This window comes from Lentilactobacillus kefiri, assembly GCF_009739535.1.
GTDB classification, from domain to species: domain Bacteria; phylum Bacillota; class Bacilli; order Lactobacillales; family Lactobacillaceae; genus Lentilactobacillus; species Lentilactobacillus kefiri.
In genome coordinates this window covers 2,233,938-2,249,331 of record NZ_CP029971.1, presented here as the reverse complement: position 1 = coordinate 2,249,331, position 15,394 = coordinate 2,233,938, and the positions used below count along the sequence as shown (strand labels likewise).

Annotated in this window: 14 protein-coding genes, 1 pseudogene and 1 other annotated feature; of the genes and pseudogenes, 7 read left to right on the top strand and 8 right to left on the bottom strand. The window is 41.7% G+C overall.

Annotated elements, in window-relative coordinates; genetic code table 11:
* Window positions 1-40 precede the first annotated feature (40 nt).
* A pseudogene (locus DNL43_RS10725) lies at window positions 41-688 on the top strand (MFS transporter); the annotation flags it as partial.
* Here the strand turns inward: DNL43_RS10725 and DNL43_RS10720 are convergent.
* Both DNL43_RS10720 and DNL43_RS10715 read right to left on the bottom strand, forming a co-directional pair.
* The gene (locus DNL43_RS10720) at window positions 685-1,257 is read right to left on the bottom strand and encodes a class I SAM-dependent methyltransferase (protein ID WP_056981150.1); all 573 of its coding nucleotides are present in this window, start codon (window positions 1,255-1,257) and stop codon (window positions 685-687) included. The pseudogene DNL43_RS10725 and the gene DNL43_RS10720 sit on opposite strands and share 4 nt — an antisense overlap.
* Complete coding sequence (locus DNL43_RS10715; protein WP_056981152.1) at window positions 1,254-1,895, bottom strand: phosphatase PAP2 family protein; 642 nt, start codon at window positions 1,893-1,895, stop codon at window positions 1,254-1,256. The genes DNL43_RS10720 and DNL43_RS10715 overlap by 4 nt, the downstream gene beginning before the upstream one ends.
* 91 nt (window positions 1,896-1,986) lie before the next feature.
* Window positions 1,987-2,189 (top strand) — a binding site (T-box leader).
* A gap of 70 nt (window positions 2,190-2,259) precedes the next feature.
* Between DNL43_RS10715 and leuS the strand changes: the two genes are divergently transcribed.
* Window positions 2,260-4,680, top strand: coding sequence for a leucine--tRNA ligase (gene leuS / locus DNL43_RS10710; protein ID WP_056981154.1), 2,421 nt, complete (start codon window positions 2,260-2,262; stop codon window positions 4,678-4,680).
* Between the two features lie 143 nt (window positions 4,681-4,823).
* On the opposite strand, the gene DNL43_RS10705 is transcribed toward leuS, so the two are convergent.
* Together DNL43_RS10705 and DNL43_RS10700 are read right to left on the bottom strand one after the other, a co-directional pair.
* The gene (locus DNL43_RS10705) at window positions 4,824-5,711 is read right to left on the bottom strand and encodes an alpha/beta hydrolase (protein WP_404802704.1); all 888 of its coding nucleotides are present in this window, start codon (window positions 5,709-5,711) and stop codon (window positions 4,824-4,826) included.
* Window positions 5,712-5,773: 62 nt separating this feature from the next.
* Window positions 5,774-6,802, bottom strand: coding sequence for an acyltransferase family protein (locus tag DNL43_RS10700; protein WP_056981156.1), 1,029 nt, complete (start codon window positions 6,800-6,802; stop codon window positions 5,774-5,776).
* Window positions 6,803-7,006: 204 nt separating this feature from the next.
* On the opposite strand from DNL43_RS10700, the gene DNL43_RS10695 reads away from it, so the two are divergent.
* The gene (locus DNL43_RS10695; RefSeq protein ID WP_095347820.1) at window positions 7,007-8,653 is read left to right on the top strand and encodes a putative polysaccharide biosynthesis protein; all 1,647 of its coding nucleotides are present in this window, start codon (window positions 7,007-7,009) and stop codon (window positions 8,651-8,653) included.
* A 53-nt stretch (window positions 8,654-8,706) separates the two neighbouring features.
* Here DNL43_RS10695 and DNL43_RS10690 read toward each other — a convergent pair whose 3' ends face one another.
* Window positions 8,707-9,546, bottom strand: coding sequence for an NAD(P)H-hydrate dehydratase (locus DNL43_RS10690; RefSeq protein WP_056981158.1), 840 nt, complete (start codon window positions 9,544-9,546; stop codon window positions 8,707-8,709).
* A 125-nt stretch (window positions 9,547-9,671) separates the two neighbouring features.
* Here DNL43_RS10690 and pepV point away from each other — a divergent pair, with 125 nt between their 5' ends.
* On the top strand, window positions 9,672-11,075 hold the full coding sequence (gene pepV, locus DNL43_RS10685) for a dipeptidase PepV (RefSeq protein WP_054768942.1): 1,404 nt from the start codon (window positions 9,672-9,674) through the stop codon (window positions 11,073-11,075).
* Window positions 11,076-11,095: 20 nt separating this feature from the next.
* Complete coding sequence (locus DNL43_RS10680; protein WP_056981160.1) at window positions 11,096-11,560, top strand: universal stress protein; 465 nt, start codon at window positions 11,096-11,098, stop codon at window positions 11,558-11,560.
* Window positions 11,561-11,654: 94 nt separating this feature from the next.
* On the opposite strand, the gene DNL43_RS10675 is transcribed toward DNL43_RS10680, so the two are convergent.
* A complete protein-coding gene (locus DNL43_RS10675; RefSeq protein WP_054768943.1) occupies window positions 11,655-12,011 on the bottom strand; it encodes a hypothetical protein in 357 nt (118 codons plus the stop codon).
* A 150-nt stretch (window positions 12,012-12,161) separates the two neighbouring features.
* On the opposite strand from DNL43_RS10675, the gene DNL43_RS10670 reads away from it, so the two are divergent.
* Window positions 12,162-12,974, top strand: coding sequence for a DUF1835 domain-containing protein (locus tag DNL43_RS10670; RefSeq protein ID WP_054768944.1), 813 nt, complete (start codon window positions 12,162-12,164; stop codon window positions 12,972-12,974).
* Between the two features lie 88 nt (window positions 12,975-13,062).
* On the opposite strand, the gene DNL43_RS10665 is transcribed toward DNL43_RS10670, so the two are convergent.
* Complete coding sequence (locus DNL43_RS10665; protein WP_056981162.1) at window positions 13,063-13,716, bottom strand: deoxynucleoside kinase; 654 nt, start codon at window positions 13,714-13,716, stop codon at window positions 13,063-13,065.
* 154 nt (window positions 13,717-13,870) lie between these two features.
* On the opposite strand from DNL43_RS10665, the gene DNL43_RS10660 reads away from it, so the two are divergent.
* Window positions 13,871-14,641: a Cof-type HAD-IIB family hydrolase gene (locus DNL43_RS10660; RefSeq protein WP_056981164.1), complete on the top strand. Its 771-nt coding sequence runs from the start codon at window positions 13,871-13,873 to the stop codon at window positions 14,639-14,641.
* 72 nt (window positions 14,642-14,713) lie between these two features.
* Here DNL43_RS10660 and pgmB read toward each other — a convergent pair whose 3' ends face one another.
* On the bottom strand, window positions 14,714-15,385 hold the full coding sequence (gene pgmB, locus DNL43_RS10655) for a beta-phosphoglucomutase (protein WP_056981166.1): 672 nt from the start codon (window positions 15,383-15,385) through the stop codon (window positions 14,714-14,716).
* Between the last annotated feature and the right edge of the window lie 9 nt (window positions 15,386-15,394).

Genomic DNA, 15,394 nt, shown 5'->3' with positions numbered 1-15,394 from the left:
TTGCAAAAGTATATCAAAGTTTAAACTAGATCTCAAACAGTTTCTAATCGGTTACGAAGTTTATCTGCCTGACTGGACCCAGGGAATTTTGGGACTCCGGGCATCAATGGCCGGTTTTGCCGTCACGCCCAGTTCACTGATGTGGATTGTTGGGTCATTTTTAGCCGGCAAGCTGCTTGCAAGGACTTCACCATACCGAATTATTAATTTGAGCCTGTTCTTCATCCTGGTTGGGGCAATCATTATGGTCCTAATTCCGGCATATACGCCGTTTGTGGCCTTCTTGGGCATTTCAATGATCTGCGGTACCGGATTTGGCTTAACGGTCACCACGTCGATTATCAGCGTCCAAAATGAGGTTAAGCCCAATCAGATTGGAGTCGCAACGTCATTCAACACCCTTTGCAGAACGTTAGGGCAGACGTTGATGATTTCCGTATTTGGAATTGTGATGAATATGACCATGCTGAGAGGTGTCCGACAAACCGACGGCACATCTCTGAAGATGATGGATAAACTTATTAATCCACTGACTGCCAACCAGCTTAGTGAGAAGGTTTTGCCACATCTACGAAACATCTTGTACAATTCTCTTCACAATGTGTTTATTGTGGGATTGATTTTAATTGTGATTGCGTACGCTGCCAATTTGGCAGATCGCAGAAATAAAAAACAGCGAATCCATTAATCGATTCGCTGAATTGCCATCAAAATTGGTGGGAAATGTTCTTGATTTAAAAAGCTGTATTTTAAAACACTGTATCGTTTTTGGTCTAAATGACTGCCAAATTCGAGAACGGTGTTTTTTTCTCGTTCACCACCAGGGTGACCATAATAGGCGACAATCACGATGATGCCATTGTGACCCAAGTGATTGAGGCATCCCTTGATCGCGGCAATCGTTGTTTCGGGATAGGTCACAATTGTTTTGTCACCACCGGGAAGATACCCCAGGTTAAAAATTGCGCCTGAGATGGTCGTCTCATAAGGAAGAATCTCGTCAACCTTGGCGTGGCTGATATTATATAGATAAACGTTTTTGGTCATTGCGTGATTCTGTTGTAATAGGGCTTTTGTATTTTCAACCGCCTGTTTTTGAATGTCAAAACTATAAACATTTCCGTTTTGACCAACTAACTGGGTTAAAAACAATGTATCATGGCCATTGCCCATGGTGCAGTCAACCACAGTATCCCCAGAGTTAACGGTTTCGGATAGCAGTTGATGACTGAATTCCAGTGCAGACTTGATTTTCATGAGATCCCTCCAGCAAATTTATCAAATATCCATTGTGACAAAAGCAGTATGACTAATCCCAGGCTCCAGCCGCCAAGCACATCGCTGGCAAAATGGACGCCTACATAAATTCGACTAATGCCGATCCCTAAAATAATGATCAGTAATATCAGGTCGACAACCAGTTTTTGGGTGCTGTTTTTTAAAAATCGATTGGCCAGTAGGATTAGACTGCCACCGACAATCATTATACTCATTGAATGGCCGCTGGGGAAACTACTGCTGTGGACGTAAACCAGGTGGTGAAGAGTCGGTCTTGGACGATTAAAAAAGTGTTTAACCAAGACATTGATTGGGCCCGCCAATATAACGCCGTTCAGCAATAAAAAAAGAGCTGAACGAATTTTTCGAACCAGAAATAAGATCAGGCCTGCGCCGACTGTAAATCCCAGCAAAGATTGATAGTTGCCAAATTTGGTAAAATGGATCATAAATGAAGTCAACTCCGGGGTAGCCAACCCTCTGACTGCATTGCCAAAGTAATTATCAAATGTATGGATCCATGCTTTGTGGAACATGACACCATAGGCTAAGATGAGGAAAATTATCAATGAGGCGATCCCCATCAAGGTGGATAACTTTTGAGATTGTTTTTTCATGTTTTCAACTCCAATAACTAAAATTATAGCACTATGGGCAGTTGTTTTTTCACAAGTGTTTTGGTATGATAATAAACAATAATTTCAATTTATGAAAATGCAGAGACGAATTAGTAACCAACTGCCTGTTTTCCAGAAACTGAGTGGGTGCTGTGAACTCAGAACAGGTCGTGGCGAACTCATCGTCGAGTGCTTGGCTGAACGAAGTAAACCAAGCCGGTTTATCACCGTTATTGATTTCGAGAGCTCAAGTAATTGAGAATATAGGTGGTACCGCGTTAAATCGTCCTATAAGAAACCCAGTGTGGTTTCTTATAGGGCTTTTTTTCATTTATTGAGAAATATGAAAGGTGGAAGTTGCAAAATGGCATACAATCATGAGGTAATTGAACGCAAATGGCAGCATTATTGGAAAGAGCATAAGACATTTAAGACTGAAGAAATTGCCGATAAAGATAAGTATTATGTCTTGGACATGTTCCCTTATCCATCAGGCCAAGGGTTACATGTTGGGCATCCTGAAGGATACACGGCCACAGATATTATGGCCAGAATGAAGCGGATGCAGGGCAAAAATGTTCTTCACCCAATGGGATGGGATGCTTTTGGATTACCTGCAGAACAGTATGCTTTGAAGACCGGTCATAATCCACGAGACTTTACGGCCAAGAACATTAAGACATTCAAACGTCAAATTCGTTCCCTTGGATTTTCATATGACTGGGACCGTGAAATTAATACGACTGATCCAAGCTATTACAAGTGGACTCAATGGATATTTGAACAATTATACAAAAAAGGGTTGGCATACGAAGACAACATCGAAGTTAATTGGGCACCTGATTTTATGGGTGGAACTGTTGTTGCCAACGAAGAGGTTATTGACGGTAAAACTGAGCGTGGTGGATATCCGGTTTATCGGGTCCCAATGCGTCAGTGGGTTTTAAAAATTACTGCATATGCTGATCGCTTAATTGATGATCTGGACGACTTGGACTGGCCTGAAAGCATTAAGGAACAGCAACGTAACTGGATTGGCCGTTCTCGTGGTGCCAGTGTCTTCTTCCAGGTTAAGGGTCATCCTGATGACAAAGTTGAGGTCTTCACGACTCGTCCCGATACTTTATTTGGGGCAACTTACATGGTTTTGGCACCGGAACATGATTTAGTATCAAAAATCACCACACCGGAACATGAAGCAGAAGTTAAAGCTTATCAAGAAGAAGTTTCCCGTAAATCGGATCTTGAACGAACCGATTTGAACAAAGATAAGAGTGGTGTCTTCACCGGTGCATATGGTATCAACCCAATGACCGGAAAAGAAGTGCCAATCTGGATTGGTGACTATGTTCTTGAATCATACGGAACCGGTGCCATTATGGCGGTTCCTGCTCACGATGATCGTGACTACGAATTTGCCAAGAAGTTTGGTCTGCCAATTGTTCCGGTTATTGAGGGTGGCGACACTGATGATGCTGCTTATACCGGTGACGGTCCTCACTTTAATTCAGGCTTCATGGACGGCATGGGTAAAGACGAAGCCATCAAGGCTGCCATTGCCTGGTTAACCGATCATAAAGCAGGTCATGAAAAAGTTAACTATCGTCTTCGTGACTGGATCTTCAGTCGTCAACGATACTGGGGTGAACCAATTCCTGTTATTCACTGGGAAGATGGTGAAACAACCCTGGTTCCTGAAGATGAATTGCCATTAAGATTACCAAAAGCCAAGGATATTTCAGTTTCCGGCGGTAAAGAAAGTCCACTGGCCAACTTGGACGACTGGGTCAATGTTATTGATAAGAATGGTCGTAAAGGTAAGCGTGAGACAAATACCATGCCACAGTGGGCAGGTAGTTCATGGTACTGGTTGAGATATATGGACCCCCACAATGACAAAGCCATTGCGTCTCCTGAAAAATTGAAATACTGGTCACCTGTTGATCTGTATGTTGGTGGTGCAGAGCATGCGGTTCTTCATTTGCTATATGCAAGATTCTGGCACAAGTTCCTTTATGATTTAGGTGTCGTTCCTACCAAAGAACCATTCCAGAAGTTGGTTAACCAAGGGATGATTCTTGGAACCAACCACGAAAAGATGTCTAAATCAAAGGGCAACGTTATTAATCCAGATGACATCGTTTCAGAATACGGTGCCGATACCTTACGGGTTTACGAAATGTTTATGGGCCCAATCGATGCAGCCAAGCCATGGAGTACCGAAGGCATTCACGGTGCTTATCACTGGTTGGATCGGGTATGGCGTTTAATGATTGATGACAATAATCATCTTCGTGACCGGGTTACAACCATTGATGATGGTAAGTTAGATAAGATTTATAACCAGACCGTCAAGATTGTTTCTGATGACTTTGAGCATATGCGGTTTAACGTTGGTATTTCTCAAATGATGATCTTCGTGAACGAAGCATATAAAGCTGATTCACTACCAATCAAGTACATGGAAGGGTTCGTCAAGCTGTTGTCACCAGTTGCCCCACATATTGCTGAAGAGCTTTGGAGTTTGCTGGGCCATGACGGCACCATCACGTATGAGCAATGGCCGACTTATGATGCTTCCAAGCTGGTCGAAAATACCGTTCAGATGGTTATTCAGGTGAATGGTAAAGTTCGTTCACATATCAAAGTAGCCCGTGATTTGGCTAAAGATAAGGTTGAAGAAGCCGCTAAAAAAGATGAAAATGTTGAGAAATATATTGAAGGCAAGACGATTCGTAAAGTGATCGTTATTCCTAACAAGATTGTCAACATCGTTGTCGGTTAGTTAAGAAGATTTAAAAGAAGCAGCCAGGAAATTTCTTGGCTGCTTTTTGTTATCCCATAAAAATAACCGTTTATTCCGATTGGTGGAATAAGCGGTTATTAAAATTCTGAAATTAAAATGGTTCTTGTCTTAATTTGTAATTGTTACTGCATCAATTCACTGGCAGAACTATCGCGATAATTCTTATCCCATAAGAACTCGGTCAATATCTTGTTAACTGCCATGTTGTTGTTATGAAGCGCACTATGTTGAGCTTTTGGCCCAAAGGCTTCAAATGTTTGATAAAAGCTCACGTGATCTCTTAAAACATATCCCAACGAAAGGGCAGATGCATTGGTGACAACGCCGTCCGAGTTGGAACCGTCACCAAGGTTCCCATAAATATTCAGGACTCTGGCCTGTTTTGGAAAGTTGCGTTTAAGCCTGTAAAGCATTTGGTATTCGGGATGAATAATCTTCGGCTTTCCAGTCGGCAGAATTCTGTTTTTATTAGGCGCATCGTCCCAAAGCTGCATGAGTGGACCCGAAGTCGGCTGGTTTGATTTGTGATTATCCATGATCCCATCATAAGGACCGGCAATCACACAAACTTTATTGGTTCTCGGCAGAGACTTCTGGTTGCCGTTTAACAAATTATAGTAGATAACGGCGTAGGCACCCATGGAATGGCCGACAAAGTTCAACTCATTGACGTGATACTTTTGTTTAAGCAACTTGCAGACTTTGGTCAGCCAACGGGCATACTGAACTTCACCAGCTCGGTTATTATCCATTCTGACCATGATAATGGGATTGACCATCCATGGTTTGACAGTTCCGGTAACTGCAAGCTTGCCGCTGGAACGAACACGGATAATCATCCGTCTGGATGCTGCACCGCTAATTTCAGCAGCCGAAATCATGTCTTTTTCTGAACGCAGAGTCGCACCCCAGCCGTGAACAAAAATAGTAGGGGTACTTGAATTGACATATTTGGCTTTCAGCTGTTGCTGATTACGCTGGGTCTGACAAATATTCCAACCGAAACCCAAGATTATGAGTCCACCTATTAAAAAGTAAAGTATTCGCAAAATTCTTGAGCGCCGATAATTTATCAACTAACTGACCGCCTTACACGAGAATTCTTGATTTTTCGTTTAGCGTAGCCATATAACAACGAGAGTGCAAAGGAGATAATAACAGCTAAAACAGTTTCCATAATCGCACTGTCGTATCCAGCCTCATCGATGATATCAATGACGGCCTTGTGCAAATACATGATTCCCAGTGTTTGCTGACCAAGTAATTGAACCGGTTTGATCATGAACTGGGGCATGAACTTACAGAAATAATAGCTGGCACTAAAGACAACTAAACAAATGATGATTGGGATAAATGTAATGTAAGAAACACGAGAAATGGCAATATGGTGATATGATGCGTGAATGATCTTTGACTTGAGATAGAATGCAAAGTTGAATCGATCCATATGCTGCATCCAGAATAACCATACCGTCAGCATCGTCGCTGGAATGATAATCCACAAGTCTTTAACAAATTGCTGGATCTTATGGAAGTAAAGGTAGCCGAACAACATGAAGAACATTGCAATAAAGGCTACATCAAAGTCCCATGGAATATATTTATAGGATAAGAAGTAAATATGTTTATAACTGGTGGAGACGATCAACGAAATAAACGCAACGATGATCTGTGCTTCCCGGTTTTTAACATATGTAATGACAATTGATGTAAATACCAAAGCCAACAGGTATACGTTAATGTACCAAAAGACACTTAAGTAATGGTTAAGGGTTCGACCACCATAGAAGAGCCGGGCGAAGTAGAAGATGGTGTATGACCAGCTTTCACCACGGATAAAGTGTGATAGAAGAATCAAAAAGCCACCGCAAATCACATATGACGTCAGCAGCGGGAAAATCCGTTTCTTAAAGAATCCCAGCCAATTATTATTAATAATTGGTTTTAAGAAAAAGCCCCCCATAATGAAGAATATTGGCATATGCCACCAATATAGAAAATGGAACATGGTTCCGTGTCGTGTCATGGCGTGACCAAATACAACGGCGACAATTCCGACCGCTTTGGCGACGTCAATCCACTCGATTCGTTTTTTACTCACAAGCTTTTCACCTCGAAAATTATTAAGACCACATATAAAAATATTCTAGTGCATTTAGGGCATCCATGACAATACTTTTTCATTACATCGTAAGAAAACCTCTGATGCTTAAGTAATTTTTAATATATGAGGGGGTTATTGCTATTCACTTTCAACTTGATTAAAATAAAACGAGTGTTTATGTATACGAAAGTAGGAGCAACCATGATTAATAATAAAGACCGGTCCGAAAAATCTCGTGACCAAATGCTTTCCGGTTCAGCCTGGATGACGGCTGGAAGTATTTTAAGCCGCTTTTTGGGTGCCGTTTATATCATTCCCTGGGGTATTTGGTTTGGAAATTACTTTTTCAGAGCAAATGCTCTCTATGGATTGGGATATAACATTTACAGTTTCTTCCTGATTGCGGCAATTGCCGGCATTCCATCTGCGATTGCCAAGCAGGTTGCCCATTATAACGCCCTAAATGAGTATGGGGTCGGTGTTCGGCTGTATAAGCGTGGATTGGTTCTTGCCGTCGCAACCGGGGTCATATGCGCCTCAATTCTTTATTTTGGGGCACCATTGATCGATGGCGGAAATCCAGCCGTCATTCCAGTCTTGCATTCGCTTGCGTGGGCAATTCTCATTATTCCCACAATGAGTTTAACCCGTGGCTATTTTCAAGGGTATCAGCAAATGGCGCCCTCAGCGATTTCACAATTTGTTGAACAGTTGGCCCGAGTTGCTTATATGCTGTTGACGGCTTTTATCATCATGCGACTGCTTCATGGCAGCTGGGTTCATGCTGTGGCTCAGTCAACCTTTGCCGCGTTTATCGGGGCGGTGGCCGGATTGGCAACGTTGGGCGTTTACTACCTCAGACGTCGTGAGGACTTTCGCCACTTGGTACGCAATAGCGACAATCAAATTCATGTTGAAGCAAAGCAATTATATCAGGAAATTATTGCCCAGGCGGTCCCGTTTATTATTTTGGGTGCCGGGATTACAATTTTTATGTTGATTGACCAATTTACATTTTTCAAAATTATGAAGATGGCAACCAATTACAACTACACGACGTTGTCCGATCTTTACGCAATGTTTGCGGTTAACTCAAATAAATTGATTATGATTACTGTTTCGCTGTCATCGGCATTAGCCATTACCGCTGTGCCAATGTTATCCGAAGCTTTGACCAATGGTGACAAGACTGAAATCCGCAAGCAGAACTCAAATGTTTTGGGATTGTTTATGTTTGTAATGATTCCGGCAGCACTTGGGATGGCAGCCATCGCCGGTCCCTTAAACCGGGTGTTCTATGGAACCAGTCATCAAGCACTGGGCGCCAATATCTTGACGTTTTCGTCAATTATTTCAATTCCGATGGGGATGTTTGTGGTTATCTCGGCCGTTATGCAGGGATTATCTCAAAACAGACGGGCAGTGAGGTTCTTTGCGGTTGGAACGGTCGTTAAATTCATTTTGCAGTGGCCATGTACGTATTTCTTAGGATCTTTTGGTCCGTTGTTGTCGACAGGAATTGGATTAACCGTTGCGAACTGGCTGATCTTAAGATATATGAATCGTCACTTTGGCTTTGAAAAACATATGCTCGACATTGGTTTTCGAAAAATCACCAAATATTCCTTGTTTATGTATGTCATCGCGTTAATCACAGTCTATGGGTTAAACTTCATTGTTCAATTAGTTGGCAACCCATTTGGACGGACCGTCAGTCTGATTGTGACATTGGTTGCGGTTGGCATTGGCGGATTGGTTTATATCTATCTGGCATTAAAGAGCCGGATTGCTGATATGATTCTTGGACCGCGCAGTGTTAAGCTTCGTCGGCTGCTTAAAATCGAATAAAAAACATCCCTCACAATTGCGATTGTGGGGGATGTTTGTATTATCCAATAAACTTATTCAGCTTGATTTTTGTGCATGAATTTAGGTAGTGATTCACTTATCTGATGGGGCATGACAACGTATTGTTTCTCGGCTAGTTTATCTGCAATTGCACTATGAGAATAAACAGCTGCCAAGACGGCCTTCGGTGTGTCTTTAAATTGAGCCGTGAACCCACCAACCATTCCGGCGAGGGTGTCGCCCATGCCGCCGGTGGCCTGTGCGGGAGTGCCACCGGTATTTTCGTAAATGGTGTCATTTGCATAGACTTGAGTTCGATGAGATTTTACAACCACAATGGCGTTCAGTTGTTTAGCGACTGCTTGATTGTTTTCTGGTGATTGGTCGGCAATCTTAATACCTGAAACTCTTTGCCATTCCATTTGATGAGGTGTCAAAATGTTTAAAGAATCCGTTGGCAACTTCATATTGTTAGCTGCAACCAATGTTAGTGCAGAGCCGTCAATGACTAACTTTTGGCCCTTTGAAACGATTTCGAATACTTTTGTCAGCATATCAAATGCATGATTATCGGTTCCCAATCCGGGGCCGATAACAATGACATCCGCTGCTTTAATGATCGGCTCAGCCTGATCAAATTTGTTCCAGTCGACAAACATCGCTTCCGGAAGCCAATCGTGCAGGCTGGCTTGGTTACTGGGATCAGTCACCGTGGTTACCAGGCCGGCACCGGAATAGACCGCTGCCAATGATGCCATGATGATTGCACCACCAAAGTTTTGGCTGCCGCCAATTAAGACGATTTTGCCGTAAGTGCCCTTAAAACTGTCTGCCGGGCGCTTTCTGATAACATCTTTTAAAATACTTTTTGTAATTTTCTTAACTTCTACCATAGTCAGATCTCCTATCAAAATCTGTTTTCACGTTAATTATAGCATTTCGGCTCTGGTCGGATTAGAAACGTGATGCCCATTGTGTGATAAAATTGACTTATATGAAATGAACAGGAGCGAGATAAATGACAGTTGATTGGAAAAAGCAAGCTCAAGATTATAAAGCTGATTATCTGAAGGACTTAAAAGAGTTAATCAGTATCAACAGTGTTCGAGACGATGAACATAAAACGGATGAGTATCCTTTGGGTGAAGGCCCAACCAAAGCAATGCTGAAGTTCTTATCATTTGGTGAACGTGATGGATTTACCACGAAGAATATTGATAATATTGTGGGTTATATCGAATATGGATCAGGTGATCAGACAATGGCGATGCAGGCACATGCTGATGTGATGCCTGCAGGTGATGGCTGGGAGACCGACCCATTTGAAATGGTCGAAAAAGACGGCAACGTATTTGGCCGTGGGACTTCAGATGATAAAGGCCCTGCATTGGCTGCCTACTATGGCTTGAAAATGCTCAAGGATAATGGTGTGACACCAAACATGAAAATTCGCTTGATTATCGGGACTGATGAAGAAAGCGATTGGACAGGGATGAAACACTACTTTGAAGTTGAACCTGAACCAACCTTTGGCTTTTCACCCGACGCTGAATTTCCACTAATTAATGGTGAAAAGGGTAATGTCACATATGTGACAACCTTTGGCCATTCAAACGGATCAAATTATACTTTAAGAAAGTTTGATTCCGGCTTGCGTCCAAATATGGTTCCAGGCAATGCCGATGCTTTGGTTGAAGCAAGTGACAACGAAAAATTTGTCGATGCATTTACCGCATTCTTGGATCATAATCCGGTTGCCGGGGATGTTAAAGCGACTGGCAACGGAATTGCGCTTCACATTACCGGAAAAGCCGCTCATGCGATGGAACCTAAGAACGGGGTCAATGCAGGAACCTACATGGCCAAATTCTTAAATGAATTCCCATTCGAAGGGGCCGCTAAAGACTTTATCGCTTATCTTGCCGAAGACCTTCATGACGATTCCCGAGCTACCAAAATTGGGGCTGATCATGTGGATGATGTCATGGGTGATGTTACGATGAATGTTGGAATTATGAAGTTCGATACGCATAATGGCGGTAGTGTTAACACCAATTTCCGATATCCAAAGGGCACTGATGATAAAGAAATCTTAGGTCATTTGCAAAAAGCTGCCGGCAAACATGATGGGGAAGTTAAGCAAATCAATAATATGGGTCCCCACTATGTTGACCCAAGTGATCCAATTGTCAGCACGCTGATGCACGTTTATCAAGAGCAGACAGGTGATACGAAGTCCAAGCCGGAAGTTGTCGGTGGTGGAACTTATGCCCGTCTGATGAAGCGTGGCGTTGCATTTGGTGCTTTATTCCCAAACGCCAAAGATACGATGCATCAAGCAAACGAATTTCAACCAATCGAAGATTTGATCAAGGCAATGGCAATTTATGGCCAGTCAATTTATGAATTGACGGCCAAGTAAAGACATTTGAGGTGGTTCCCATGCTGAATTTTAATTATTCAAATATTTTAGTTGGGATTGATGGATCAAAGACTGCAGCTAAAGCTGTTAAAAAGGCAATCTCGATTGCAGAGCATAATCATGCAAAGCTGACGATTGTCGCAGTTATCAACGACCGAGAAATTTTAGGTGTTGCAAAATCAGCATTAATCGGCTTTGGTAACGCCAATCAATCGACAATTGACGATGTAAAATCACGATTTCAGCGACTGGTCCACAAGTATGAATTAATGGCAGAAGATCATGGCTTGGAAGTCAACGCATATGTCACTTCCGGTGATCCGAAAAATCAGTTGGCTCATGACATTGTTGATGACCAGGGGATTGACGCGATTGTTGTTGGCGCGACAGGTGCCAATTTCGTTGATCGGATGACGATGGGGTCCACAGCTTCATTTGTGATTTCTCAGGCGCCATGTGATGTATTTGTCGTTCATCGCGACTAAGTTCTTAATATGATAATGATTGGTTCAACAAAAAAGCGGGATAACAGTGCAACTTTAAAAGCTGCGTGTTATCCCGCTTTATTAATCTCATCAATTATTGCTGCTGGTTAGAATGGTTCTTCCTTGGGTTGTTGACAATTAATGCCCAGATACCTGGAATGATATAAATAATGCTTCCCAGTAAGGCCAGGACAATCAAAACGATCGGCCAGACATAAGCATTATTCTTATGGAGATTCTTGATAGCAAACGCTGCGATTATTTGTTGAATCAGATAAATGACGGTAAAAATTCCAAACGCTATCCAGAATGTTGATGACTTTCTAAAGCTGGGTTCACTGTAGAAAATCATAATAAAGCCCAGCCCAACTAGGATAATGGAAATTAACCACCAGATGTTCCAGCCGGCAGTTTGAGCTCCGGATAGATGATGCGGCTTGGATTGATTCATTTTGACACTCCTTTTATCGAATAATTATTAAAATTCTAGCAGTCGATCGATGGGGAAGTCAAATTCGATTTGCATATCAGTATCCAAAGAAGTTATAATTTTTGAAGCGAGTCATTAAGAAATGATAATTTCGAAGGGTGAGGTTCGTTCATGATTGATATAGTATTCAGTGATAGTTTTGCGACGACATTAAGACAGTATTATCAGCAAAAACAGATGATGCATGATGTTCTGTCACTGCCGTTGTACTTGAGCTTGGGGGATATCAGCCAGCGAACTTTTCTAGAGAGTCGAAAGACGGTTTATAAAATCCAATATGCCCATACGAACGAATCTGAAGCGCTGACTTCTCAATCCGTCCACAAAATAAAGAAGGCAATGCACAATTTGGATCTTGCGCTGGAAAGGGATGAACCCCTTCGAATCTGGTGGAGTGATAAAGCAGACGATTACTGTGGCTTTCTTTGGCTGTGTGATTATCTGGTGGACTTTGATGTGGTCACCACGTCTGTTCATGTTCCCATGGTGTTTTCGACGCTGGGGGACGAGTTACTGACAATTACCGGACTCGGTGACTTGAGTGAGTCAGGGATTGATAAACTTCAGTTATTCAGCTTTGAGTCGGCTTTACCCAAAACTGAGCGGGATGCTTATCATTACTACTGGGCACAGCTGCGTGGGGAAAACAATCCCGTTCGAACAATCATCAACGGCTTGGCCGTCAGTCAATCCATTGATTTTTACGACCGCTTTATTTTTGCAAATTTAAGTCAGCGTCGCTTTCGGGATATTATTCGTGTCATTGGTGAAACGGTTGGTAATTATCCGTTTGCTCCAACCTGGTGGTATCGACACCGAATCGATTACTTGGTATCAAAGGGGACGATTGATTTTAAGCCAAGTGAACCAACTTTTGATGAATCCAGTGACGGAAAAATTAAATTAAATATGTCAAACCGTTGAGTATTAGGTGTTCAAGACACAACATTCAGCGTTGAATAAACAAAAAACAACTGGAATGTGAGTATTTACTCATGTCCAGTTGCTTTGTTTATAATGCTTGACTTTTTGGTTGACGAATTTTGGCGAGGGCGTCATCGATTTGGCCTAAAACGATATCAACATTTTTTTGATCGGAAAGATCATATTTTTGCAGATCAATTTTAATCTTAGGACTAACGTCGTATTCCTGGAACCATTTCTTGTAGGCAGCCCACATCTTGAAGTAATATTCTTGCAAGCCTGGATTGTCGTCAAATTGCTCGTAGTCGCGGCCGCGTTTCTTGATCCGGTGTTTGATCGTATCGAAATCACTATCGGCATAGACTAACAAATCTGGCGCCTTTTTAGGCAGTTCGTTCAGTTCGCTCATCATATTGTCCAACAATTTTAAATAGACTGACAGTTCAGTGTCGGTTATGTTTCCCTGGGCGTTATTTTCGCGGGTAAATAAGGCATCTTCGTAGATTGAACGGTCTAAAACATTGTTGTCATCGCTTAAAGCCTGTTTGATCATTGAAAAACGTTTGTTTAAAAAATAGATTTGAAGTAAAAATCCATATTGCTTGGGATTGGAGTAGTAAAGTGGTAGAACTGGATTATCGCCAACTGGTTCAAAGAAAGCTTTGGTTCCTAAATGTTTTGCGATTTTTCCGGTTAAGGTCGTCTTGCCGACACCAATCATTCCTGCAGTTATTATCACCATGGTTGCCCCTCTTATTCATAAAATTACAATATCTAGTGTACCACAAAATGTGGTAACACAATATATATAATCTCCACATTCGGCGGTTAAATATAGATATACACTCCCTATTAAGTAGTACAATAGAATTAATAAGTTAAATGGAGGGAATTCGATGTATAAAGCGGTTGTGTTTTTTGACTTAGATGGGACACTTTTTGACAATGAAAAAAACGTGTCTGACGAAAATGTCGCAGCTATCAATGAATTACGCGAAAACAATATTTTACCAGTTATTTCCACTGGCAGAAATATTTTTGAAATTCAATACGTGATTGATGCTACCGGAATTGATTCATTAGTAAGTGCCAACGGAAGTTACGTTCAATATAAAGGCAAAAAATTAAAAGCTGAACAGATTAGTGATGACGTGATTGAAGAAGTGTTAGCCTTTGCCAAGGAGCAGGGCGATGTCATCGCGTTCTACAATAACAAAGAGTTTGCATTGACTGCAGAAAACGACATGACCAAGGTTAACTATCGATTACTTCGATTGACACCTCATGTTGACCCTGAGTTCTATAAGAACAATGAGGTGAACTTCTTGAATGTCTTTAATTATGATAAGGACAAGCTCTATCAAGACAAATTTAAAGGTGAATTATCACTTGTTAGAAATAACCCCCGTTGTTTGGATACCATGAAGTGGGGCGTTTCGAAACAGACTGGGATTCAGGCTTTGATGAAGAAACTTGATTTGGGGGACATTCCTTCATATGCGTTCGGTGACCAAATGAATGATCTTCAAATGTTTGCCGAAGTTAAATTCCCAATTGCCATGGGGAATGGAGTTCCCGAAGTTAAAGAAAAGGCTTCGTTTGTAACTAAATCAAATATTAACGGCGGAATTGTTAATGGGTTGCGTCATTACGGACTCATTAAATAATTCTGATACTAAAAAATACCATTCAGACAAAAATAATTTTGTCTGAATGGTATTTTTGTTTAACGTTATTTACTAAGCCATTTGAGCTTTAATGTTTGCAAGAGTCATTTCTGAGGTGTCGGCAAAGTTAATGTCGGCAGCTTTGAGGATGTTCTTATCACCAATTCCAATTGAAGTCTCGCCAGCAGCGTTGATTGATTGAACACCAGCGGCAGCATCTTCAACACCGATGCATTGTTCCGGCTTCAAATTGATTAATTCAGCACCCTTGAGGTAGATTTCAGGATCCGGTTTACCTTTGCTTAAAGTCTTTGGATCAACAATCTTTGGGAAGTAGTCGGTTAAATTTAACTTTTGAAGAACCTTTGGGGCATTTTTAGAAGCAGATGCCAATGACAGCAGGTAACCACCATTCTTGATTTCATCCAGGAATGCTTTAATTCCCGGTAAGATGTTATCAGGGGTCATTTGGTCAACCAGCTTTAAGTAGTTGGTGTTCTTTTCAGTTGCCAAAGCAACTTTTTGGTCTTCAGTGTACTTGTCTTGAAGATTACCTGCCTTCAAGATCATTTCCAATGAATCCATTCGGCTGATGCCTTTCAATCCGTCTTCCAATTCTTTAGACCAAGGGGCACCGACTTTGTCGGCAACTTGACGCCAAGCTTTACTGTGAAATACTGAAGTATCGGTGATGACACCGTCTAAATCAAATACAAATCCTTTAATATCAGAAAATTTTGCCATTATGATTCA